The organism is Nocardia iowensis (assembly GCF_019222765.1).
Classification (GTDB): Bacteria; Actinomycetota; Actinomycetes; order Mycobacteriales; family Mycobacteriaceae; genus Nocardia; species Nocardia iowensis.
Genome location: NZ_CP078145.1, coordinates 6,566,399 through 6,588,657 on the forward strand (window position 1 = coordinate 6,566,399; position 22,259 = coordinate 6,588,657).

The following is a 22,259-nucleotide window of genomic DNA, read 5'->3' on the forward strand; positions in this document are numbered from 1 at the left end:
TTGCTCCCACTGTCGATGTACCCATCATCAGCTGCTCGCTTCCGTTTCGTCGGCAGGCAGGTCCACGATCATCGTCAATCCTGCGCCCGGTGTCGGTTCGGCGTGCACCGAGCCGCCCATCGCCTCCACAAAACCGCGCACCACCGACAGGCCGAGCCCGACCCCGGTGGTGTTGTCCCGGTCGCCGAGCCGCTGGAACGGCTCGAATAGTTGTTCCTCGGACCCCGGCGGCACACCGGGACCGACATCCACCACTGCGATTGATACGCGATCGCCTTCGCGTTCGGCGGTGACCCGCACCGGCGTGTCGCGCGGCGCGTGTCGCAGTGCGTTATCGATCAGGTTCGCTAGCACCCGTTCCAGCAGACCGGCGTCCGCGCGCACCGAGACGTCGCCGACCTCCACCTTCACCCGATCCATCGCGGCGCGCCGCAGCCCACGCGCGCCCATGCCGACGCTCACCAGGGCCCGATGCACCACCTCGTCCATGTACACCCGACGCAGCTGTGGCTTCACCACGCCGACGGCCAGCCGGGACGAGTCGAGCAGGTTGCCGACCAGCGCGGTCAACTGGTCCACCGATTCCTCGATGGTTTCCAGCAATTCGGCGGTGTCCTCGGCGGAGAACTCGATGTCGTCGCTGCGCAGGCTGGACACCGCGGCCTTGGCTCCGGCCAGCGGGGTGCGCAGATCGTGGCTCACCGCGGACAGCAGCGCCCTGCGCAACCGGTCGGCCTCGAGCAGGGCCGCGGCGGCGCTGGCCTCTTCGGCGAGCCGGGATTGGCGGACGAGTCCGGCCGCCTGGTTGGCGACGGCGTTGAGCACCGGCCGGTCGGCCGAGGCGAGCGGCCGTCCGGCCAGCAGCAGCCAGCTCGACGCGTCGCCTGCCTGAATGGCGGTTTCGGCGTCGGCGGCGCGCTGCGGCGCGTCGGTGCCCACCGCGGCGATCACCTGGTCGCCGCAGACCATGCTGACCGCGCGCAGGCCGTAGGTTTCCCGGACCTGTTCGAGCAGATTGGGCAGATCCGCGCCGTGCAGCACAGCACCGGCGAACAGGGTCAGCAACTCGGCCTCCTGGGAGGCCCGGCGGGCCTGGCGCGTCTGCTTCGCGGCCACATCCACCAGCGCCGCCACCGCGACGGCGACGAACAGCAACACCACCACCGTGACGAAGCTGTCCGGCTCCGCGATGGTCAGGCTGTAGCGCGGCTCGGCGAAGAACCAGTTCAGCAGCAGGCCGGACAGCAGCGCCGAAAAGGCCGCGGGGACAACGCCACCGAGCAGGGCGACGGCCACGACGCCGATGAAGAACACCGCGCTGAGACCGCCGAGCTGGAGGTAGCCGTCCAGGAACGCGGCGCTGAATCCGCATACCGCCATGGGCACGAGCACCGCGGCGAGCCAGGCCCGGATCGGCTGGCGCGGCATGAGCGAGCCCCGCCGCAGCCCACGATGGGCCTCCTCGTGCGTGACCATATGCACGTCGATCTTGCCCGACTGCTGCACCACGGTGGAGCCGATGCCCTCGTCGACCATGCGCGCCCACCGGGAGCGGCGCGAGGTGCCGAGCACCAGCTGGGTCGCGTTCACCTCACGGGCGAATTCCAGCAGCGTGCTCGGCACATTGTCACCGGTGATGGTGTGCAGCGAGGCGTCCAGGCTGGCGGCCAGTTCACGGAGCCTGGCCAGTCGCTCGGTGGAGACACCGGCCAATCCGTCGCCACGCACGACGTGCACGAGCACGAGTTCCGCACTCGCCTTGGTCGCGATGCGACTGGCCCGGCGCACCACGGTCTCCGATTCCGGGCCGCCGGTCACCGCGACCACCACCCGCTCGCGCGCCTCCCACAGATCGGTGATCTTGTGGTCGGCGCGATACTTCGCGAGCGCGGCGTCGACCTGGTCGGCGAGCCACAGCAGCGCCAATTCGCGCAGCGCGGTGAGGTTTCCGGGGCGGAAGTAGTTGCGCAGCGCCGCGTCCACCTTGTCCGCGGCGTAGACGTTGCCGTGGGAGAGCCTGCGGCGCAACGCTTCCGGCGTGATGTCGACGAGCTCGACCTGATCCGCGCTGCGCACCACCGCGTCCGGCACGGTTTCCTGCTGCTGAATGCCGGTGATCTGCTCGACGACGTCGTTGAGGCTTTCCAGGTGCTGCACATTGACCGTGGAGACCACGTCGATCCCCGCGGCGAGCAGCTCTTCGACGTCCTGCCAACGCTTTTCGTGTTTGCTGCCGGGCACATTGGTGTGCGCGAGCTCATCGACCAAGGCCACCGCGGGCGCGCGTCGCAGCACCGCCTCCAGGTCGAGTTCGGGCAGCGTGGTGCCGCGGTACTCGAGCATCTTGGGCGGTATCCGCTCGATGCCCTTCAGCAATTCGGCGGTCTTTTCCCGGCCGTGTGTTTCGACCACCGCAGCCACCACGTCGCGGCCGCGCTCGAGCCGCCGGTGTGCCTCGCCGAGCATGGCGTAGGTCTTACCGACTCCCGGCGCGGCGCCGAGGTAGATGCGCAGTTGGCCGCGTTTCACCTGTCCATCATTGCGTGTCGCGGGTCGGCAGCGGTGTAGCCATCGGCCGTATCGGCGCGCTGCCCTCGATGCTCAGGCATCGAGCGCACCGGGATCGGCGCCGCGCCGGGCACGGTCGCCGTCTTCGACCAAGCCCTGCGCACGCCCCTCGGCGCGGTGTTCGCCCAGCGCCCGAATGAACAGCGCGCAGCACACGAACCCCACGATGAGGGCGACGGTGACAGCCGACATGACGATCCTCTCTAACCGAAGCGAAACACCGGTTGCGCTGGCGTGGGTCCGCCTGGCCGGCCCTCAACTACTACCCCTGCATATGGAACTCGGGCGGATCTTTACGGTGTGTTGACGGTATCGCCGTCCACCTTGACGGCATCCTTTCAGCTATCCCGCGCCGGGGTGTAAACGAAGCGCAAAGGCAAGCGTTTGTCGCGCAAAGGAGTCGTAAGGAAGCTCGGCAGCGGCTGCATCGAAGACTTGACTCGCCCTGGCGCGCTCCACAACACGAGCGCTGTGATGGAGGTTGGTTATACATGTCTGTCGTGGTGTTCACGGTTCTGACCGTGGGGATCTTCGCCCTGCTCGGTCTGATCCAGCGGGGGGTGGAAAAGCTGTGATCGCGAACCTGATCGGTCTGGTTCTCGCCATCCTCGTCGCGGTCTTCATGGTCGCGGCGCTGCTTTTCCCCGAAAGGTTCTAGGTGAACACGACAACGGCAGGGATAGCCTTCGCGGCCGCCCTGATCATCGCGCTCGCCCTGGTCCATGTTCCGCTCGGCGACTACATGTACCGGGTATACAGCAGCAAGAAGCACTCACGGGCCGAGCGGCTCATCTACCGGGCCATCGGCGCGCAGCCCGAGGTCGAGCAGACCTGGGGTGTGTATGCCCGCAGTGTGCTGGCCTTCTCGGCGGTCAGCATCCTGTTCCTCTTCTTCTTGCAACTGATCCAGGGCAAGCTGCCGCTGCACCTGAACGACCCGGCCACCGAGATGACCCCCGCACTGGCCTGGAACACCGCGGTCAGCTTCGTGACGAACACGAACTGGCAGAACTACTCCGGTGAGTCGACCCAGGGGCACCTGGTGCAGATGGCCGGTCTCGCCGTGCAGAACTTCGTGTCGTCGGCCGTGGGTATCGCCGTGGCGATCGCGCTGGTGCGGGGTTTCGCACGCAGGCACACCGGCGATCTCGGCAATTTCTGGGTGGACCTGGTGCGCGGCACCATTCGCATCCTGCTGCCGATCGCGTTCGTCTTCGCGATCGTGCTGGTCGCCGGTGGCGCGATCCAGAACTTCCACCTGCACGATCAGGTCGCGCAGACGCTGAACGGCACCGAGCAGACCATCCCCGGCGGCCCGGTGGCCAGCCAGGAGGTCATCAAGGAGCTCGGCACCAACGGCGGTGGCTTCTACAACGCCAACTCCGCGCACCCGTTCGAGAACCCCGCCACCTGGACCAATGGGATCGAGATCTTCCTGCTCCTGGTGATCAGCTTCTCGCTGCCCCGCACGTTCGGCCGAATGGTCGGCAGCCGCAAGCAGGGCTACGCGATCGTCGCGGTGATGGGCACGATCGCCCTGATCAGCCTGAGCTTGCAGAATCTCTTCCAGCTACAGCACCACGGCACGGTGCCGACCGCGATCGGCGCCTCGCTGGAGGGTGTCGAAACCCGGTTCGGCGTCTCGGATTCGGCGACCTTCGCGACCGCGACCACCCTCACCTCGACCGGCGCCGTCGACTCGTTCCACGACTCCTACACCAGCCTCGGCGGCATGATGACGATGTTCAACATGCAGCTCGGCGAGGTCGCGCCCGGCGGCACCGGCTCCGGCCTGTACGGCATGCTCATCCTCGCGGTGATCACCGTCTTCGTGGCGGGCCTGATGGTCGGCCGCACACCGGAGTACCTCGGCAAGAAGATCACGCCGCGCGAAATCAAGCTCGCCGCTTCATATTTCCTGATCAGTCCGCTGATCGTGCTGGTTGGCACCGCGATCGCGATGGCGATGCCTGGTCAGCGCGCCGGAATGCTGAACACCGGGCCACACGGACTCTCGGAAGTGTTGTACGCCTTCACCTCCGCGGCGAACAACAACGGCTCCGCGTTCGCTGGCTTGACCGGCAATACCGAGTGGTACAACACCGCACTGGGTTTGGCCATGGTGTTCGGCCGGTTCCTGCCGATCATCTTCGTGCTCGCGCTCGCCGGTTCGCTGGCTCAGCAGGGCACCACTCCCGAGTCGATCGGCACGCTGCCGACGCACCGGCCACAGTTCGTCGGCATGGTCGTCGGCGTGACGGTGATCCTGGTCGCGCTCACCTTCCTGCCCGCACTCGCGCTCGGGCCGCTCGCCGAAGGAATCCACTGAAATGACCAGTACCGCAACTGAACTACCCGCGCCTGCGGAGCAAAAGAGTGAACACAAGGGTGTCCGAAAAGGTGCCCTCGATCCCAAGATGCTGCTGACGTCGCTGCCGGACGCGGTGCGCAAGCTCGACCCGCGCGATCTGTGGCGCAACCCGGTGATGCTGATCGTCGAACTCGGTGCCGTCTGGTCCACCGTGCTCGCCCTCACCAAGCCCTCGTTCTTCGCCTGGGCGATCGTGGTGTGGCTGTGGCTCACCGTGATCTTCGCCAATCTCGCCGAAGCGGTGGCCGAAGGCCGCGGCAAGGCGCAGGCCGACACGCTGCGGAAAGCCAAGACCGACACGGTGGCTCGGCGACTGGTCGAGTGGACACCCGGCGGCCGGGTAGTCGAGGAACGGGTGGGTGCGCCGGATCTGCAACGGGGCGATCACGTGGTGGTCGAGGCCGGTCAGGTCATTCCCGGCGATGGTGATGTGGTGGAAGGCATTGCCTCCGTGGACGAGTCGGCGATCACCGGCGAGTCCGCGCCGGTGATCCGGGAATCCGGCGGGGACCGCTCGGCGGTCACCGGCGGCACCACCGTGCTGTCCGACCGGATCGTCGTCAAGATCACTCAGGAGCCCGGCCAGAGCTTCATCGACAAGATGATCGCCCTGGTCGAGGGCGCGAGCAGGCAGAAAACGCCGAACGAGATCGCGCTGAACATCCTGCTCGCCGCGTTGACCATCATCTTCGTCTTCGCGGTGGTCACGCTGCAGCCGATGGCCATCTTCGCGAAGTCGAACAACCCAGGGGTGCCGGACAGTTCGGCACTCGACGGCAACGGCGTCACCGGCATCGTGATGGTCTCGCTGCTGGTATGTCTCATCCCGACCACCATCGGCGCGCTGCTGTCGGCCATCGGCATCGCGGGCATGGACCGGCTGGTGCAGCGCAATGTGCTTGCCATGTCCGGTCGCGCGGTCGAGGCCGCGGGCGATGTGAATACGCTGCTGCTCGACAAGACCGGCACCATCACCCTCGGCAATCGGCAGGCCTCGGAATTCGTTCCGGTGCCGGGTATTTCGGACGACGAGTTGGCCGATGCGGCGCAGCTGTCCAGCCTTGCCGACGAGACGCCGGAAGGCCGCTCCATCGTGGTCTACGCCAAGCAGGAGTTCAACAAGCGCGAGCGCACGCCGGGTGAGCTCACCGGCGCGACCTGGGTGGAATTCACCGCGCAGACCCGGATGTCGGGCGTCGACCTGGCCGACGGGCACCAGCTGCGCAAGGGCGCGGCCAGCGCGGTCACCGATTGGGTGCGTATGCAGGGCGGCATCGTGCCCGACGCGGTCGGCGTGATCGTCGACGGCGTCTCCGCCTCCGGTGGCACGCCGCTGGTGGTCGGCGAGGTCAACGACGGCACCGCCAGGGTGCTCGGCGTCATCCACCTCAAGGACGTCGTCAAGCAGGGCATGCGCGAGCGGTTCGACGAGATGCGCCGGATGGGCATCCGCACCGTGATGATCACCGGCGACAATCCGTTGACCGCCAAGGCGATTGCCGATGAGGCCGGGGTCGACGACTTCCTCGCCGAGGCGACGCCGGAGGACAAGCTGGCGCTGATCAAGCAGGAGCAGGACGGCGGCAGGCTGGTCGCGATGACCGGCGACGGCACCAATGACGCTCCGGCGCTTGCCCAGGCCGACGTCGGTGTCGCCATGAACACCGGCACCTCGGCGGCCAAAGAAGCGGGCAATATGGTCGATCTGGATTCCGATCCGACCAAGCTCATCGAGATCGTGGAGATCGGCAAGCAGCTGTTGATCACCCGCGGTGCGCTGACCACGTTTTCGATCGCCAACGACATCGCCAAGTACTTCGCGATCATTCCCGCGTTGTTCGTCGCGGTGTTTCCCGGCCTCGACCTGCTCAACATCATGCGGCTGGCCAGCCCGCAGTCGGCGATCCTTTCCGCGGTGATCTTCAACGCAATCGTCATCGTCGCGCTGATCCCGCTCGCCCTGCGCGGCGTGAACTACCGGCCGTCCAACGCGTCGAAGTTGTTGAGCCGCAACCTGACGGTCTACGGCCTCGGCGGCATCATCGCGCCGTTCATCGGCATCAAGCTCATCGACCTAGTCGTCCAACTCCTCCCCGGGATGTCCTGATATGCGCTTTTCAACCTGGATCCGGCAGCACCTGGCCGCGTTGCGTGCGCTGCTCGTGCTCACCGTGATCACCGGAATCGTCTATCCCGTCGCGGTTTTCGCGGTGGCGCAGCTGCCGGGGCTGCACGACAGGTCGAACGGGTCGCTGATCGAGGTCGACGGCACGGTCGTCGGCTCCCGGCTGATCGGCCAGTCGTTCACCGATCCCGACGGCAAGGCGCTGGTGCAGTACTTCCAGAGCCGCCCGTCCATGGCGGGCACGAACGGCTACGACCCGATGTCCACCTCGGCGTCCAACCTGGGTCCGGAGAGCATCGTCGACGCGCCGGACACACCGAGCCTGCTCACCACTGTCTGCACCCGCAGCAAGGAGGTCGGCGACCGTGAGGGGGTCGACGGCAGCCGTCCGTTCTGCACTGAAAATGGTGTGGGAGCGGTACTTTCGGTGATCGGCCCGCGCGACGCCGACGGTGAGGTCTCGCACCCGACGCAGGTCGTCAGCGTCAACGAGGCGTGCCCGGCGACGCCGTTCCTGTCCACCTACAAGGGTGTGCGGGTCGAGTGCGCCAAAGCTGGCGAAGACTACTCCGTCGGCCGGATCGTCCCGATCTTCGGCGACGCCTCGGTCGACACACCGGTGCCATCGGACGCCGTCACCGCGAGCGGCAGCGGGCTGGATCCGCACATCTCCCCGGCTTACGCCGCCCTTCAAGTCGCGCGAATCGCCAAGGTCCGCAACATCTCCGAGGACCAGGTGCGTGCGCTGATCGACGCCAACACCAGCGGCCGCACGCTGGGCTTCCTCGGTGAACCCCGAGTCAACGTCGTCGAACTGAACCTCGACCTCGACCGCCGCTACCCGTTCCGCGGCTGACGTTCTGCACCCACGAGGGCCGGTGACATCACGTCACCGGTCCTCGTCGCGTTCCTCCGGCCGAGGCCCCAAGGGCAGCAATGGAAGGTGCGTCGTCAGACAGAACGGATGCCCAGCAGGATCGAGCAATACCCGCCACCGATCCGGCCCCGGCTGCACCTCGGCCCGTCGCGCACCCACCCGAATGGCCTCCGCCTCACCCGCATCCAGATCGTCCACCACCAGATCGAGATGCATGTGATTAGGCGTCGCACCGCCCGGCCAGGTCGGTGGCTCATACCCCGGAACCCGAAGGGCACACAGCGCACCACGTTCGGTCTGGACCACCGCGACTTCCTCAGTGCGGTGCACGATTTCACCCCCGAGCAACTCAGCCCAGAACGCCGCCAATGCCTCCTGGTCCGCGCAATGCAGCGTGATCAAACTCAACCGCGCGATAGTCACGTCCCAATCGTACGACCGCGCCCCGCGACGGTGATCGATCTTCCGGCATCACGACACCCACTCGGTCAGCCATCCGAACGGCGCGCGGCTACGAATTACCGAAGAGAGCGACGGCCAGTCGTGCGGGACCGCACGGTAAGCCTGTCCGCACTCTCATCGCCCGACCCAACTGCCGCCATGGCAGCACCGGTACCCCAGTGTGACCAATGGAGGAACGAAATCCATGAAGCGGATAGTGACGAACACCGTGCTGGCAAGCGCGATCACGCTCGCCCCGTTGACCGCGACCGCCCAGGCGACAGCCGAACCCGCCCTCCCCCTCGACCCCGCCGCCACGGCCACCGACGCGCCCCCCGCAACCGGCACAGGCTCCGCAACAACCATGGCCAACACCTTGTCCAGCTTGTCCGGCGGCAACACCCCCGCAGCACCCGCCATCCAGACCCGCCCTTAGCAACTCATCCGGAATCGAGCCGCGGGTGGCACACCACGGAGAGGTCGTCCCGACCCTCACCACCACCATGTGCCACTCGTCAAACGGCAAGCGCAGCCGTCGTTCACCAATGGGACACTGCGGTGAGAAAGCGCGAGTAGCGCCCCAATGATGTCCCGTTCGATCAGCGCTGCTGACAGATATCCGAGATTCTGCGCCTCAGACAGGTGCAACCAGGGCCTTGATTTGGTCAACCGTTGCGCGGAGCTCCTCGAGCTCCTCATTCTTGTCGGTGGCAAGTTCCGCGTCTGACGCCGCCACCTCCTTGATCGCCGCACGCAGATCGTCCACCGCGTGCTCGGTGTCTCCCTTAGCCGCAGCGATGACGTTTCCTATCGACGAGCTGCGGCGGTACACCAGGGCCCAATCGTTGTGCGAGTGCGACAAACCGGGTGCAGCCAGCCCAACGCGGTCGAGATTGTGCTTGACCTGGCCAATAGGGCCGGGGGCGAGACGACCCGCCTGTACGAGGTCGCGCAGCTCGCCCATCCGAACCGATAAGAGTCCACCGGCCTCGTCCACACGTTCAGCCAACCTCTCGAAATTCGTCCGGATTTCCAAAGCAGACATTTTCACTCCCTGTTTCAAAACTAAAATTGACTCCCTATCGAAGAAGTCGTTAGTACAGACGAATGTGTTTCGTTTCAGCTATGAGTCATCTGGCGAGCCGTAGTGCACCAAGGCGCCCAACTTCGGCTTCTTTGTCCGGTTGAAACTGACCGAAGTGCCCTGACTCCGGGCCACGGCAACGTCGGTCGTGTAATGGCGATTATTGTGCTGCAACTAGCTCGTCATCCTGGCAGCCGCACAGACTACTGCCGAAACAAGCGTGTCCCTGGAACCCACTATGAGCACACCGCCGGTGCGCAGCCGATCGATGATGCGGGCACAGGCTCGTCAGCGGCCTTGACCAAGGTCCCGTCCAGCGCGCCCGGTAGTCGTAGGCGCCACTCCAACTCCACCCCAACGGCCCACTAAATCGACCCCGCCCGGCTCTCACCCACCGAGCCCGGGCGCCGTCCCTGAATCCGTCGACTCAACTTCCGAAAGATGCTTGGTGAGTTTGGCGACCGTCAGCGGCTGGCATGGAAGTTCGATGGTCAAGACGTTCAGCGCTTGCCGCCTAGCCAGGTCGGCAGGTTGGCCAGTCGGCCTGAACGCGGGGCGTCGGATTCGCCTTCTATCTGGACATCGTTCCAGAACGCTACGTGGTTCTTGATTTTTCGCGCGAGCGGGCTCGGCCTCGGGTAGTACCAGGCTGCGTCCGAGTTCTTCTCGTCGTTCACGACCACGGTGTAGTAGTGCGCGACGCCCTTCCACGGGCATACCGACGTGGTGGGGCTTTCGGTGAAGAACTCGCGGTTCAGCGAATCCGGGGGGAAGTAGTGGTTGCCCTCGACCCGGACCGTACGCGGCGTCTCGGCCAGTATTGCACCGTTCCAGACTGCGCGAATCATGGTGACCTCCTCGGCAGTAGTGGTCAGACTACTGCCGGGAAAGCCGGTGTCGTCAACTGGCTTCGGCGTGACCGAAGCAGTAGGCCGAGGCCGCCAGGTATTGGCAGCAGTCGGGGCCGTGACCCGCGTGGGTGCTGCGGATGAATTGGGCGAGGTCCATGTCCAGATCCATGGGCTCGATCGTGCAGTCGCGGTGCTGTGAGCTCCACAGGTCCCGCATGTCCAGCGACGTCTGCATCGTGCACCTCCAGCTGTCTTTCGATCCGAAGAGCATGCCCAAAGTGCTTATGCTGGAGGAGTACCCGATTCTGGATTATTCATACCAAGATCGCATATTCATCGGGTGACCAGTTGCCAGTCGTCCGGTAGCCGGGCGGCGGTAACCTGAGCACCTTCCACCTCCAGGTCGACGGTAATCGGCCCAAGGCGCAACGCGGACAACGTGATTCGGCCCCATTGCGGCGGCACCACCGGACACACGGTGATGGTCCGGTTGGGCACGTCGGGGTCGAGGCCGAGGAACGAGCGCACCAGCAGCAGCGGGGCGGCGCTCGCCCATGCCTGTGGTGAACAGGATGTGGGGTACGGCACCGGCGTCGCGAACCGCGCACGCGGGAAGCCGCAGAACAACTCCGGTAGTCTGCCGTCGAAAGCCGATGCGGCGTCGAGCAATCCGGTCGCCAGTCGACTCGCGAGATCGACCGCGCCCGGCACGTGACGGTAGCGCAGCAGACCGGCCACCGCGATGGCCGTGTCATGCGGCCATACCGAACCGCAGTGGTAGCTCATCGGGTTGTAGGCGCCCATCTTCGAGGAAAGGGTGCGCAGCCCGAAGCCGCTGTCCATCGCCGGGCTCGACAGATGCTGCACGAGCTCGGCGGCGTGCTCGTCAGTGGCAATCCCGGACCAAAGACAGTGCGCCGCATTGCTTGTCAGCGCGTCGACACGACGCTTGCCGCGATCGAGGGCGATGGCGTACCACCCCTGCTCCGGCAGCCAGAACTGCTCGGCGAACTTGCCGCGCAACTCGGCGGCTTGATCGCGCAGCGCCACGGCCATGCCGGGATCGTCGAACGCCTCGGCGAGCTCGGCGCGGGCGAGCAGGGCGGAATACACATAACCCTGGACCTCGCACAGTGCGATGGGCGCCTCGGCAATGTGGCCCTGCCGGTCGTTGACGCCGTCGAAGCTGTCCTTCCAGCCCTGGTTGACCAGGCCGCGGTCGGTGGCGCGCCGGTACTCGACGAACCCGTCGCCGTCGCGGTCGCCATAGTCTTCGATCCAATTCAGTGCCGCGTCGGCGGCAGGCAGCAGATCCCTGATCGCTTCCGGATCCGCGCCCCAGCGGTGGCATTGAGCCAGCAGCATCACGAAAAGCGGTGTGGCGTCGACGGTTCCGTAATAGATGTTGCCGCCGAGCACCAGGCCGCCCGCGGGACCACGGCGCATCTCGTGCATGATCCGCCCCGGTTCCTCTTCGGTCAGCGGATTCACCGACTGCCCTTGCAGTTCGGCCAGCTGCTGCAGCGTGCCGAGGGCCAGGTCGACCTCCAGCGGCAGGGCCATCCAGGCGGTCAGCAGGCTGTCGCGGCCGAACAGGGTCATGAACCACGGCGCGCCCGCGGCCACGAACGGTCTGCTCTCCTCGGAGTCGTCGTGGATCTGCAAGGCGCCCAGGTCGCTTTCGGTGCGGCGCAACACCTGGGTGAGTTCCGGGTGGGACGCGGCGATGTCGGTCGCGGTGTGCCGCCAAGCGGCGATCTTGCGACCGGGTGCGCTGACGCCGTAGTGCTCACCGGGGGCCAGTGGCGCCTGGAACCGCTGGTTGCCGAGAGTGGGCTGGGCGGTGATTTCGGTCTGCCAGCTCGCGCCGACGGGGACGACGACCCGCCACAGCAACGTGCCCGGCAACACCGACGGCTCCACGGTCGCGGAGACCGAGAGCCCGCGCATGCGGTCGGCCCGGTCGTGGAACAGCAGCTCTCCCTCGGCCACGGTCACCTCGGCCCGACTGTGTCCGGCACGCCCCTCCTTCACCGCGAACAGGTCGACAAAATCGGCGTCGACATGCAACTCGAGGGTGACGGCGGTGGGCTCGCGGCCCATGTTCTCCAGTGTGAGGACCTCGTGCATACCGTCGGCGATGACCCGCTCCCGCACCACGAGCAAGGTGCTGTCGGCCAGGCCTGCCGTCGGCGGTCTTCGCAACACGAACCGGGCCGCGAAGGCCTCCGGACTCAACACCGAAAGCGGCTCGGGCAGATGGCCGTCCACCAGCAGCTCCCAGCGGGAAACCACGCGAGCGTCCCGGAAGAACAGCCCGTGCGGGCGGCCCGGTTCGACATCGCCGAGCCGGTTCGACAAACAGAAGGTGCCGCCTTCTACGAGCGTTACCGAGCCCGCTCCACCGAAACCCGTCGGCTCACCGGAGTTCAGTGGAGCGGGGCTGAGAGCTGCGGTCATATCCGCCGTCACGCGAGTCCGCTCGCCGCGACGGGCACCGGCACGCTTTCTTCCTTGTGCCATCGGTAGCCGGTCCGTTTCCGCGGCCGCATGAGCTTGCGGTAGACCTGCTCGTAGCCGCGCCCGAGCGTATCGGCACCGAAATTCGCCTCGACGTGCGCGCGGCACGCCGCCGGATCCATCGTCTGGACTTCGGCGATCGCGGCGGTGAGCTCGGCCGGATCGTCGCAGACGCGGCCGGTCACTCCGTCGACGATCACCTCGGATACCGCGCCGCCACGCAACGCGACCACCGGTGTGCCACACACCATGGATTCGATCATCACCATGCCGAAGGGTTCCTCCCACCGGATCGGGAAAAGCAGACACTTCGCACCCGCCAACAGCTTCCGCTTGGCGGTGGCGTCGGCGAGTCCGAACACGTGATCCTGGTCCGTCAACAACGGGCGTACCTGCTCTTCGAAGTATTTCAGCTCGGGCGGCTCGCTGCACTTGCCCGCGAGCACGAGTGGGATGCCTGCGGCGTGCGCGGCCTCCAACGCCAGATGCGGCGCCTTGCACTCGTTGAAGCGGCCGAGGAACAGCGCGTAGTCGTCCTTGTCGGCACGGAACGGCCACTCCTCGGGATGCAGAGCATTATGCACCCGCCCAGCCCAATTCAAATCGGGGGCCAGCGCGCGCTGCCGGTCGCTGATCGCCACGAGCGAGACGTCGTCGCCCATTTCCCGGTAGTACTCATAGCATTCGTCCTGCACGGGTCCGTGCACGGTCAGTACCGTCGGCAAGTCAAGGCCCCGATACGCCGGTGCGTTCAGCGGGCCCGCGAAGGTGTGCTCGTGCACGAGATCGATGCTGTCGGTGGCGGCGAGCTTCTCGATCGCCCTGCGCACCCGCAGCGCGTGCAGCACTTCGGGGAAGGGGGTGCCGAGGCGCTCGGGGCAGGTGCGGTCCCAGAGCGAGATGAACTTCGCCTTGGTACCCGGCTCGCCCGCGCCGAGCAGGGTCACGTCGTGGCCTCTGGCCACCAGCGAGTCGACTAGATCGGCGACGACAGCTTCGACGCCGCCATAGGCCTTCGGCGGCACATCGAAGTACGGTGGCACAACCATCGCGATGCGGAATCGGGTACCGATGTGGTCGATGGACCGGAGATCGGTTGGTGCGTTCTGCACCCGAACCGGCATGGACAACTCGCTCATGACCCTCCTTCCAGGGGCACAACCGTTAGCTCTCGCATCACCCAGCGCTTCGGAGCGCAGGGCGCCGAACTGGTGGCCACCGCGGCGGAGGTGAAGCTCGGCAACACCGCCGTCCATGGGGCTTGGTTGGCCTGATCGCTGGTTGCTCGATCAGGGGGGCCGACAGTGATGTACCTCTCACTGGATATCTCAAACCAAGAAGTTGTATGCGCAACTGCTTAGCTACCTCAGATCACCAGGTAGCAGCGGCGTTTGCCGTCCCGACGAATCGTGTCGAGTGGGCTGAACGGGCGATCAGCCTTCGATCACGATCTTTCCGTCCTGCCCGGAGACGACGAAGCTCAGCAGCCGCTCGGCCTCGGCACGCACGGCGGCCTCGTCGGCGGTGGACAGCGGGTGCCACGGGGTGACCCGAATAGTGCTGTCGTCCAAGGTCCACCGGCCGTGCACGAAACCGTCGACCAGGTACATCGGGACGCCCGCCGACGCCTCTTTGGCAATCCGCTGGCGATCTTCCTCGCTGATGATCCTGCGGCGGTCCTTGTGTCCGAGCAGGGCGTTGTCGAAGGCTGGCAGGAAGCGCACCGGCACCGGCAGATTGGGGTCGGCCAGCGGGGCGTCCGGCAGATCGAACAACACCCGATGCTGATCGTCGGTGAAAACGCGCAAGCGGGTACGCATCTCGTCGACCACCTCGGCGAGCCGGGTGACACCGGCCCACGCCTGCATGTCGGCGACGGTGGCGGGCCCGAACGCGGCCAGGTAACGCAGGATCAAGGTTTCCGCGTGCGGCGTCGTCTCCATCGGCGCGCCGATCCATTCGTCGGCGAGCGCGACGGTAACTGAACGGTTGCGCCACTTCCCCCACGCCCCGGTCACCGGGCTGTGCACCATCGGGACAAGGAGCTCGGCCGCCTCGGCGAGCCTGCGGATGTGCCGGTCCGGAAAGCGCTCGGCGAGTAGCTTTCCGAGGTCGGTACGCGACAGGATGCGCCCGGACAGCAGTTCCCGGCCCGCGGCGGCGAGCTCGTCCGGGTCGATTCCGTCGATCTCGTCGCGGTAGTACGGCGCCTGCAGAGCGGCGTGCACGATCGGGCGCACCGTCGGGCGCAGCCAGCGGAAGTCGTGCGCGTCGGCGAGATGGACGGTACGACGGATCATGGTGGAGCGCACCAGCTTTCGCTCACGCAGCAGAGCAGCCAGATCGTCGTGCCGGAAATCCGTCAGCCGGGCCCACAGCCCGACATAGGGCCAATTGGGTTCCTGTCCTTGCACCGCGACCAGATGCCGCACCAGCTCCAACGGTGTCATCGCGACCCGCTGCGCCAACATCTGACGCACCAGCAGGGTTCGGTTCAGCTCACGCAGCGATAGTTCCGTCATGCCTGCCATCTTCGCCGATGACACCGACAAATCGGGGGGACTTCCCGCATCCGCCAGCGCATACGTATACGTACAATGGGTCCATGTTCGATCCCATCACCCTGGCCGTCGGAGCCGGAATCCTCGGCGTCGGCTGGGCAGTCGGACGGTACGGCCACCGCGGAGCGTTCGGCAGCAAGGCGTCGCGCAGCCTCGCACAGTGCGGATGCGGCCACGACCTCGCGGTACACGATCCGGAAGCCGGCGATTGCCATGCCGAGACGCGGCGTTCCGTCGCGCCGTCGGTGTGGGCGTGGGTGCGCTGCCCGTGCCGCCGCTACACGGGCCCGCTGCCGGTCGAGGACTATTTCACGCGTCCGATACTGCCGCCGACCGAGTGACGCGAGCACGCGTCGACGGAACCGGGTGCCCGGCGAAATCCGGCCACGGCCTCGTCACCCCTTCCGGCGCGCAGACCGGGGTCAGTCGATGTCCGGCTGTATGCGCAGCGGCACCCCGATCCGGTTCCACAGATTGATCATCGCGGTGATCGCGACCAACCCGGCCGTCGCGCCCTCGTCGAAATGCTTTTCCACATCGGCCCACACCTCGTCGCTCACGCCGTGGTCGCCGAGCTTCGTCACCGCTTCGGCGTAGGCGAGGGCGGCGCGTTCGGCGTCAGTGTAGAGCGCGGACTCACGCCAGGCGTCGAGCTGGAAGATGCGCTTTTCAGTTTCCCCGGCCAGCCGAGCATCGGTGGTGTGCAGGTCGATGCAGTACACGCAGCCGTTGATCTGCGAGACGCGGATCTTGACCAGCTCTCGAACGACCGGGCTCAGCGGACCGCGCCTGATCGCCGCCTCGGCCGCGAACCATGCCTGGTAGACCTCCGGGAAAACCTTCGCGAGCTTCATCCGTGACACGTTGCCGTCCTTTCCTCGGTTTCTCGTACACCCATTGGACGAAACAGCGACCGAGAGTGTGACGCTCAGCGGCTGTGGACTCGTTCACGCATCGGGCAGGCACCGCACCGGATCGGGCAACTCGGCGCACGGCGCGTTGCCGTGGGCGCGCAGCACGTCCTTGCCTGTCTGATCGACCAGGAAGTGCAGGAATGCCGCGGCCAGTGAGTCACCGGGCAGTTCGCCGTGGCTGTAGGCGTATTCCACACCCCAGAACGGGTAGGTGCGATCGATCGCCGCGTCCCGCCCCGCCGCGACACCATTGATCGCGACGGTCGGCAGGTCCGCTTGTACCGCCTCGGAAAACTCGGAATAGCCTATGGCGCCGGGGATTTCGCCGACGGCCCGCTGCATGTCCTTGGTCACTTGGACATTGCAATGCGCCGCGCCGGAGGTCACGGTGCCCTTGATCGCGGTGCAACTCACGTGCGGGCGGTCGGGCTGGTCACCGCCGAGTAGCCTGCGCTCGAACGTATTCCGGGTGCCGGAGCCAGGAATCCGATTCACCAGCACCACCGGCAGATCGGGGCCGCCCACCTCGCGCCAGTTGCGTACCCGGCCGTAGTAGATGTCTCGGATCTGAGTTTCGGTGAGGGAACGCACGCCGACGTCCTTGTGCACGATCATGGTGAACAGCGACAGCGCCAGCGGACGATGCACCAGCGCGGGATACCCGCTGCCCTTCGGCCCGTCGCTGATGGCAAGCAGGCCGGAGTTGTCCTTGCCTTCCTCGGCCAGCCGGTCCAGCCCGCGCTCGGTCCCCTCGAACCCGAACACGAATTTCGCTCCGGTGCAGCGTTTCTCGTATTGCTCGGCGGCCTCTCGAACGACCGGCGCGAAGGCCGACGAGCCGACCAGGGTCAGCTTCCCCGAGGCACATTCCAGCGGGGTCGGCTCCGGCTGCACCGCGGTGACGATGAGCTGGACGATGATCACCAACACCAGAAAGACTGTCAGCCCCAACATCATTCGGGGAATGCCGGTGCGGCTTCGGGTTTCCAGGACCCGCCCGCCCTTGATGCCGCCGGTCAGCACGGGTGCGGGGTACTCCCCCGTGCCCTCGGAGCGCTGCAGGATGGCCAGAATCTTGTAGTGCTCACCACGATCCAACGGCACCTTGGGCAAATCGATGACACCGATATGCCCGCCGATGTCCTCGCGTACCGCGAGGGCCGAATCGTGATCCAGACTGTCCGCCAAGCCGGTATCGCTGAGCTCGGTCACCGCCATGCCGATGACCATGCGTTGCGGGAACCGCAGGTGCAGGCCGATCCGGTCGGGCGCCTTGTAGTCGTGGGTGTCGATGGTGGTCGCGCCGCTGTTCTCGATGCGCACCAGGACCACCGAGAGATCCTTCAGATCCGGGCTCGCGCCGTCCAGCGAGGGCCGCAGCTGCGGCAGCACGCCGGGAAACACCGATTCGACCTCGCCGGTGACCGGCGTGTCCATCTGCACGCGGTAGCCGAGCCGCTTGCGCCCGACGAGCACGAACTCGTACAGGAACGCGCCGATCGGCACCGCGATACCGATGAGCGCCAGCACGATTTCGACCGGAAAGTCGCCCAACGGTCTACCCACCCCCACAAGATCTGTCCGGCAACTATTTTCAGCCGCGATCGACGATAATGCCCGAATCGGCAGAACTATTCGCCAACCGTTAACGCGGCGGCCATCAAGCGCCGGACGACTTGGTCCACGCCAGCAGGTCGGCCAGCGGCCAGGTATTGATCACCCGTTCGGCCGCAACACCATTCGCGACGGCACGCTCGCAACCGTAGCCCTGCCAGTCCAGTTGGCCCGGGGCGTGCGCGTCGGTGTCGATGGCGAAGTGGCAGCCCATCTCGACCGCCAATCGCATGAGGCGCGACGGTGGATCGCGGCGCTCCGGCCGGCAATTGATCTCGACGGCGGTGCCGTAGGTGCGGCACGCCTCGAACACCATCTCGGCGTCGAAACTCGATTCGGGACGGGTGCCACGCCCGCCGGTGACGAGCCGCCCGGTGCAGTGACCGAGCACGTCGACATTGGGGTTGGCCACCGCGTAGACCATCCGCTTGGTCATCGTCGCGCTGTCGGCGCGCAGGTGCGAATGCACGCTCGCCACCACGATATCCAGTTCGGCGAGCAGATCGGCCTGTTGATCGAGGGTGCCGTCGTCGAGGATGTCGACCTCGATACCGGTGAGAATGCGGAACGGCGCCATGCGGTCGTTGAGTTCGGCGACCACGTCGAGCTGCTTGCGCAGCCGGGCGGCGGACAGCCCATTGGCGATGGTCAGCCGTGGCGAATGATCGGTCAACGCGCAATATTCGTGCCCGAGGGCGGCCGCGACACCCATCATCTCCGCGATCGGGCTCCCACCGTCGGACCAGTCCGAATGGGTGTGCAGGTCGCCGCGCAGCTGTGTGCGCAACGGTTTGCCCGGTGCCCCGATCGGTTTCGCGGCATTGCGCAGGTCGAGCAGGTACTGCGGCACCACACCGGAGTACGCCTGCTCGATGACGGCGGCGGTCTTCGGTCCGATTCCGGCGATATCGCGCCAGCTGTTCGCGGCCCGATGCGCCGCGCGTTCCTCGTCGGACAGTTCGGCGACGATGTCGGCGGCGCGGCGGTACGCCTTGACCCGATAGGTCTCGGCCCGCGAGCGTTCCAGCCAGAAGCCGATCTCGCGCAGCACCTCCACCGGACCCGGCAGCGCCGAGTCCGATGCGGTCGAATCGTCTTCCGCCACAGCGGTCAGCGAATCCTGCTGTATTTCATGAAGGCCACTCCGTCCTCGAACACCCGACTGGTGATCACTCGGAACTTGGCCGCCTCCGGCAGCCGGGGACCGGCTCCGAACAGCGATCGCCCGCTGCCGAGCAGGACCGGGTACAGCTTGAGGAAGATCTGGTCGATCTCCGGCAGCAACTCCTGAGCCAGCTCGCCGCCGCCGCACAGCCAGATGCCGAGGCCGTTCTCGCGCTTGAGTTCTCGCACCTTCGTCAGCGGGTCGGCGGCGATCAGCTCGACGTCGGGGTCGGGGTTTTCCGGCAACGTCGTCGAGACCACGTACTGCTTCAGATGCGCGTACGGGCTCGACGTGCCGGTCCGCACCCCGAAGTCGTGCGTCTTGCGTCCCATCAGCACGGTGTCGAAGTAGCGGTTGCGCTTGTCGATACCCATCGCCTCGCGCACCTTCGTCGGCAACGTCTCCGGATATTGTGCGGTGATCGCAGGCCCGTGGTCGCCGCCGACCGGGAAGAAATCGACCGATCCGTCATCGGTGGCGATGTACCCATCGATGGTCGACGCTACGTAGTACGTGAGTTTGCGCATGTGTCCTTCCTCTACGGCCGGACCGACTTCCCGAACCGCCTATAAGAAAGGTAGCTCGCACCGCCTAACGACGGCGAGGCTTCGGTTGGCACCGCGGGCAAGAAAACGAGGAACGATTCATGAACTTTTCCCGCTGGATGGCGGCGCCGCAGCGCGGGCACGGCTCGTTCTCGCGGCCGTAGACGGCGAGGGACCGTTCGAAGTAGCCGGATTGGCCGTTGACGTTCACATACAGTGCGTCGAACGAGGTACCGCCCGCGGCCAGCGCCTCCCCCATCACCGCGCCGACATCGGCCAGCAACGCGCGCACGGCGGGCCGGGACAGTCCTGAGGCGAGGCGGCCGCCGTGGATCTTGGCCCGCCACAGGGATTCGTCGGCGTAGATGTTGCCGATGCCGGAGATGACGCTCTGATCGAGCAGCAGGCGTTTGATCTCGGTCTGTTTGGCGCGCACCACCGTCACGACGGATTCGGCGTCGAAGAGCGGATCCAGCGGGTCGCGGGCGATGTGCGCGACCGGTTCCGGCACTCGGGTGCCGTCGACTTCGACGAGCGGCGCGAGTGCCCAGCCGCCGAAGGTGCGCTGGTCGACGAAGCGCAGCTGGGTGCCGTCACCGAGGGTGGCGCGGATGTGCGCGTGCTTTTCCAGCGGAGCGTCGGCTGGTTGCACCAGCATCTGGCCGCTCATGCCGAGATGCACGACGAGGGCGATGTCCGGCTCGTCGAAGGTGAGCCAGAGGTACTTGCCGCGCCGCTCGGCGGACTGGACCTTCAGCCCGGTCAGCCGGGCGGCGAGGTCGGCGGCGCCTTCGAGGTGGCGGCGCACCGAACGGGGATGGGTGATCGCCACCGATGCGATGACGCGACCGACCACGTGTTCGGCGACGCCGCGCCGGACGACCTCTACCTCGGGGAGTTCGGGCACGATCAGGATTCGGCGGTCAGTGCCTGATAGGCGGTGCCCGCGGCCTTCTGCTCGGCTTCCTTCTTGGAGCGGCCGACGCCCTGCCCGTAGGCCCGGCCACCGATCACCGTGGTCGCGGTGAATTCCTTGTCGTGGTCAGGGCCGGTCGAGGTGATCTCGTAGCTCGGCACGCCGAGGCCGCGTTCGGCGGTGAGTTCCTGCAGGCTGGTCTTCCAGTCGAGGCCGGCCCCCATGCGGGGTCCGCGCTCGAGCAGGTCGGCGAACAGCCGCAGCACCACGCTGCGTGCGACATCGATGCCGTGCTCCAGGTGCACCGCACCGAGCAGCGACTCCATGCCGTCGGCGAGGATGCTCGGCTTGTCCCGGCCGCCGGTGAGCTCTTCGCCCTTGCCGAGCAGCAGGTGCACGCCGAGACCGCCCTCGCCGAGTTGCCGCGCCACCTCGGCGAGCGCGTGCATGTTCACCACGCTCGCACGCAGCTTCGCCAGCTCACCCTCGGACTTGTCCGGGTGCTCGTGGTAAAGCCGTTCGGTGATGCTCAGTCCGAGGACGGAATCGCCGAGAAATTCCAGGCGCTCGTTGGTCGGCAGCCCGCCGTTCTCATATGCGTATGACCGGTGCGTCAGCGCCAGGCGCAGCAGATCCGGCTGCACCTCGACGCCGAGCGCCGCGAGCAGGCTCGCGTGGTCTCCGGACGAGTTGGGTTCGTCGGTCACGTCGATACGACAGGTTGAACTGTTAGACAGCTGCTGTTACCTGGCGGCCCTTGTACGTGCCGCAGGACGGGCACGCGATGTGCGGCAGGGTCTTCTCACCGCAGGAGCGGTTGGGGCAGGTGATCAGGGTCGGCGCGGTGGCCTTCCACTGGCTGCGCCGCGACCTGGTGTTGGAACGAGACATCCGGCGCTTGGGAACGGCCACGACTACTTCTCCTCTGTCCTATTGCTTGCCAGTTCGGCTGATTGGTCTGCTGCTGTGGCCGCACCCTCGTCGGGGCTGCCGCTGCCGGGCGATGCGGTGGCAAATTTCGCCAGCCCGGCCCAGCGAGGGTCAAGTATCTCATGCGAGTGATCAGAACCCGCAATCGCCATCCGCACGCCACATTCCGCGCACAGTCCCGCGCAGTCGGGAGTGCACAGCGGCTGCAACGGCAGCTCGATGCCGATGACGTCGATGATCACCGGTTCCAGGTCGATGGTGTCGTCGACCATGCGGTAGGAATCGTCGTCATCGGTGGTCTGCTCGGTGGTGCTGTCCGGGTAGGCGAACAGCTCGGTGATCCGAACGTTCACTTCGTCGGTGAACGGCTCGAGGCAGCGCGAGCACTCCCCCTCGATCGGCGCGGTCACCGTTCCGGTGACCAGCACACCTTCGGACACCGCCTGCTGCTGCAGGTCGAGCACGACGTCGGCACCCACCGGGACGCCGACCAGGTCGAGCCCGATCCGGGTGACCGTGCTGACCGTGCGATGCACCTCGCGCATCGTCCCCGGCCTGCGGCCGAGACTGCGGACGTCCAGCACGAAGGCCGCGTCGGGTTCTCGGCGCGCGGCCGAGCTCTGACGCGGGGCGGAACCGGAACCGGCGGGCATCACGAACTCACTTCACAAATCGGGGGAATGGGCAACCACACCACGATACGCGAGGTTTCGCGTCGGCCCAAATGCGGCAGCCGCCTTGCTCGATGCGGCCCGCAGCCGCACCCTTTGCCGCGGC

At 66.5% G+C, this 22,259-nt stretch carries 22 protein-coding genes; 5 read left to right on the forward strand and 17 right to left on the reverse strand.

The window, feature by feature from the left end; translation table 11 throughout:
- Positions 1–27: 27 nt before the first annotated feature.
- Both KV110_RS30315 and KV110_RS30320 read right to left on the reverse strand, forming a co-directional pair.
- A complete protein-coding gene (locus tag KV110_RS30315) occupies positions 28–2,529 on the reverse strand; it encodes a sensor histidine kinase (RefSeq protein WP_218470601.1) in 2,502 nt (833 codons plus the stop codon).
- Between the two features lie 72 nt (positions 2,530–2,601).
- A complete protein-coding gene (locus KV110_RS30320; protein WP_218470602.1) occupies positions 2,602–2,760 on the reverse strand; it encodes a hypothetical protein in 159 nt (52 codons plus the stop codon).
- Positions 2,761–3,226: 466 nt separating this feature from the next.
- Between KV110_RS30320 and kdpA the strand changes: the two genes are divergently transcribed.
- From kdpA to KV110_RS30335, 3 genes are read left to right on the forward strand one after another with little or no spacing between them, the layout of a single operon-like run.
- Positions 3,227–4,897: a potassium-transporting ATPase subunit KdpA gene (gene kdpA / locus KV110_RS30325; RefSeq protein WP_218470603.1), complete on the forward strand. Its 1,671-nt coding sequence runs from the start codon at positions 3,227–3,229 to the stop codon at positions 4,895–4,897.
- Position 4,898: 1 nt separating this feature from the next.
- The gene (kdpB, locus tag KV110_RS30330) at positions 4,899–7,046 is read left to right on the forward strand and encodes a potassium-transporting ATPase subunit KdpB (RefSeq protein WP_218470604.1); all 2,148 of its coding nucleotides are present in this window, start codon (positions 4,899–4,901) and stop codon (positions 7,044–7,046) included.
- Position 7,047: 1 nt separating this feature from the next.
- On the forward strand, positions 7,048–7,920 hold the full coding sequence (locus KV110_RS30335; protein WP_218470605.1) for a potassium-transporting ATPase subunit C: 873 nt from the start codon (positions 7,048–7,050) through the stop codon (positions 7,918–7,920).
- A gap of 33 nt (positions 7,921–7,953) precedes the next feature.
- Here KV110_RS30335 and KV110_RS30340 read toward each other — a convergent pair whose 3' ends face one another.
- Positions 7,954–8,364 (reverse strand): VOC family protein, encoded by a 411-nt coding sequence (locus KV110_RS30340; RefSeq protein WP_218470606.1) that lies wholly within the window; start codon positions 8,362–8,364, stop codon positions 7,954–7,956.
- Positions 8,365–8,587: 223 nt separating this feature from the next.
- Between KV110_RS30340 and KV110_RS30345 the strand changes: the two genes are divergently transcribed.
- Positions 8,588–8,818 carry a hypothetical protein gene (locus KV110_RS30345; protein WP_218470607.1) on the forward strand — a complete coding sequence of 77 codons (231 nt, stop codon included), beginning with the start codon at positions 8,588–8,590 and terminating at the stop codon, positions 8,816–8,818.
- A gap of 198 nt (positions 8,819–9,016) precedes the next feature.
- Here the strand turns inward: KV110_RS30345 and KV110_RS30350 are convergent, their stop codons facing one another.
- From KV110_RS30350 to KV110_RS30375, 6 genes are all read right to left on the reverse strand, one after another.
- Positions 9,017–9,427, reverse strand: coding sequence for a hypothetical protein (locus tag KV110_RS30350; RefSeq protein WP_218470608.1), 411 nt, complete (start codon positions 9,425–9,427; stop codon positions 9,017–9,019).
- Positions 9,428–9,966: 539 nt separating this feature from the next.
- The gene (locus tag KV110_RS30355; RefSeq protein ID WP_218470609.1) at positions 9,967–10,314 is read right to left on the reverse strand and encodes a DUF427 domain-containing protein; all 348 of its coding nucleotides are present in this window, start codon (positions 10,312–10,314) and stop codon (positions 9,967–9,969) included.
- Positions 10,315–10,366: 52 nt separating this feature from the next.
- Positions 10,367–10,552: a hypothetical protein gene (locus KV110_RS30360; protein WP_218479548.1), complete on the reverse strand. Its 186-nt coding sequence runs from the start codon at positions 10,550–10,552 to the stop codon at positions 10,367–10,369.
- Between the two features lie 98 nt (positions 10,553–10,650).
- The gene (locus KV110_RS30365; RefSeq protein WP_218470610.1) at positions 10,651–12,777 is read right to left on the reverse strand and encodes an amylo-alpha-1,6-glucosidase; all 2,127 of its coding nucleotides are present in this window, start codon (positions 12,775–12,777) and stop codon (positions 10,651–10,653) included.
- Between the two features lie 8 nt (positions 12,778–12,785).
- A complete protein-coding gene (locus KV110_RS30370) occupies positions 12,786–13,886 on the reverse strand; it encodes a glycosyltransferase family 4 protein (RefSeq protein WP_218479097.1) in 1,101 nt (366 codons plus the stop codon).
- Positions 13,887–14,270: 384 nt separating this feature from the next.
- Complete coding sequence (locus tag KV110_RS30375) at positions 14,271–15,359, reverse strand: winged helix DNA-binding domain-containing protein (protein WP_218470611.1); 1,089 nt, start codon at positions 15,357–15,359, stop codon at positions 14,271–14,273.
- A gap of 83 nt (positions 15,360–15,442) precedes the next feature.
- Here KV110_RS30375 and KV110_RS30380 point away from each other — a divergent pair, with 83 nt between their 5' ends.
- Entirely contained in the window at positions 15,443–15,739 is a 297-nt protein-coding gene (locus tag KV110_RS30380) for a hypothetical protein (RefSeq protein WP_246634082.1), read from the forward strand.
- 81 nt (positions 15,740–15,820) lie between these two features.
- On the opposite strand, the gene KV110_RS30385 is transcribed toward KV110_RS30380, so the two are convergent.
- From KV110_RS30385 to KV110_RS30420, 8 genes are all read right to left on the reverse strand, one after another.
- Positions 15,821–16,252 carry a carboxymuconolactone decarboxylase family protein gene (locus KV110_RS30385; RefSeq protein WP_218470613.1) on the reverse strand — a complete coding sequence of 144 codons (432 nt, stop codon included), beginning with the start codon at positions 16,250–16,252 and terminating at the stop codon, positions 15,821–15,823.
- A gap of 93 nt (positions 16,253–16,345) precedes the next feature.
- A complete protein-coding gene (locus tag KV110_RS30390; RefSeq protein ID WP_246634083.1) occupies positions 16,346–17,878 on the reverse strand; it encodes a PstS family phosphate ABC transporter substrate-binding protein in 1,533 nt (510 codons plus the stop codon).
- Between the two features lie 94 nt (positions 17,879–17,972).
- A complete protein-coding gene (locus KV110_RS30395; protein WP_218470614.1) occupies positions 17,973–19,031 on the reverse strand; it encodes a PHP domain-containing protein in 1,059 nt (352 codons plus the stop codon).
- Between the two features lie 5 nt (positions 19,032–19,036).
- A complete protein-coding gene (locus KV110_RS30400) occupies positions 19,037–19,618 on the reverse strand; it encodes a dihydrofolate reductase family protein (protein WP_218470615.1) in 582 nt (193 codons plus the stop codon).
- A 64-nt stretch (positions 19,619–19,682) separates the two neighbouring features.
- Positions 19,683–20,543 carry a bifunctional DNA-formamidopyrimidine glycosylase/DNA-(apurinic or apyrimidinic site) lyase gene (mutM, locus tag KV110_RS30405; protein ID WP_218470616.1) on the reverse strand — a complete coding sequence of 287 codons (861 nt, stop codon included), beginning with the start codon at positions 20,541–20,543 and terminating at the stop codon, positions 19,683–19,685.
- A gap of 2 nt (positions 20,544–20,545) precedes the next feature.
- The gene (gene rnc / locus KV110_RS30410) at positions 20,546–21,259 is read right to left on the reverse strand and encodes a ribonuclease III (RefSeq protein WP_218470617.1); all 714 of its coding nucleotides are present in this window, start codon (positions 21,257–21,259) and stop codon (positions 20,546–20,548) included.
- 22 nt (positions 21,260–21,281) lie between these two features.
- Positions 21,282–21,464 carry a 50S ribosomal protein L32 gene (rpmF, locus tag KV110_RS30415; protein WP_218470618.1) on the reverse strand — a complete coding sequence of 61 codons (183 nt, stop codon included), beginning with the start codon at positions 21,462–21,464 and terminating at the stop codon, positions 21,282–21,284.
- A gap of 2 nt (positions 21,465–21,466) precedes the next feature.
- Positions 21,467–22,135 carry a YceD family protein gene (locus tag KV110_RS30420; protein WP_218470619.1) on the reverse strand — a complete coding sequence of 223 codons (669 nt, stop codon included), beginning with the start codon at positions 22,133–22,135 and terminating at the stop codon, positions 21,467–21,469.
- Between the last annotated feature and the right edge of the window lie 124 nt (positions 22,136–22,259).

Coding starts and splice junctions, on each gene's coding strand:
- KV110_RS30350 (WP_218470608.1), bottom strand. CDS start 9,427: ATGTCTGCTTTGGAAATCCGGACGAATTTCGAGAGGTTGGCTGAACGT.
- KV110_RS30400 (WP_218470615.1), bottom strand. CDS start 19,618: ATGCGCAAACTCACGTACTACGTAGCGTCGACCATCGATGGGTACATC.
- KV110_RS30420 (WP_218470619.1), bottom strand. CDS start 22,135: ATGCCCGCCGGTTCCGGTTCCGCCCCGCGTCAGAGCTCGGCCGCGCGC.
- KV110_RS30345 (WP_218470607.1), top strand. CDS start 8,588: ATGAAGCGGATAGTGACGAACACCGTGCTGGCAAGCGCGATCACGCTC.
- KV110_RS30370 (WP_218479097.1), bottom strand. CDS start 13,886: ATGGTTGTGCCACCGTACTTCGATGTGCCGCCGAAGGCCTATGGCGGC.
- KV110_RS30385 (WP_218470613.1), bottom strand. CDS start 16,252: ATGAAGCTCGCGAAGGTTTTCCCGGAGGTCTACCAGGCATGGTTCGCG.
- KV110_RS30320 (WP_218470602.1), bottom strand. CDS start 2,760: ATGTCGGCTGTCACCGTCGCCCTCATCGTGGGGTTCGTGTGCTGCGCG.
- KV110_RS30355 (WP_218470609.1), bottom strand. CDS start 10,314: ATGATTCGCGCAGTCTGGAACGGTGCAATACTGGCCGAGACGCCGCGT.
- KV110_RS30375 (WP_218470611.1), bottom strand. CDS start 15,359: ATGACGGAACTATCGCTGCGTGAGCTGAACCGAACCCTGCTGGTGCGT.
- kdpB (WP_218470604.1), top strand. CDS start 4,899: ATGACCAGTACCGCAACTGAACTACCCGCGCCTGCGGAGCAAAAGAGT.
- KV110_RS30365 (WP_218470610.1), bottom strand. CDS start 12,777: ATGACCGCAGCTCTCAGCCCCGCTCCACTGAACTCCGGTGAGCCGACG.
- KV110_RS30380 (WP_246634082.1), top strand. CDS start 15,443: ATGTTCGATCCCATCACCCTGGCCGTCGGAGCCGGAATCCTCGGCGTC.
- KV110_RS30335 (WP_218470605.1), top strand. CDS start 7,048: ATGCGCTTTTCAACCTGGATCCGGCAGCACCTGGCCGCGTTGCGTGCG.
- KV110_RS30360 (WP_218479548.1), bottom strand. CDS start 10,552: ATGCAGACGTCGCTGGACATGCGGGACCTGTGGAGCTCACAGCACCGC.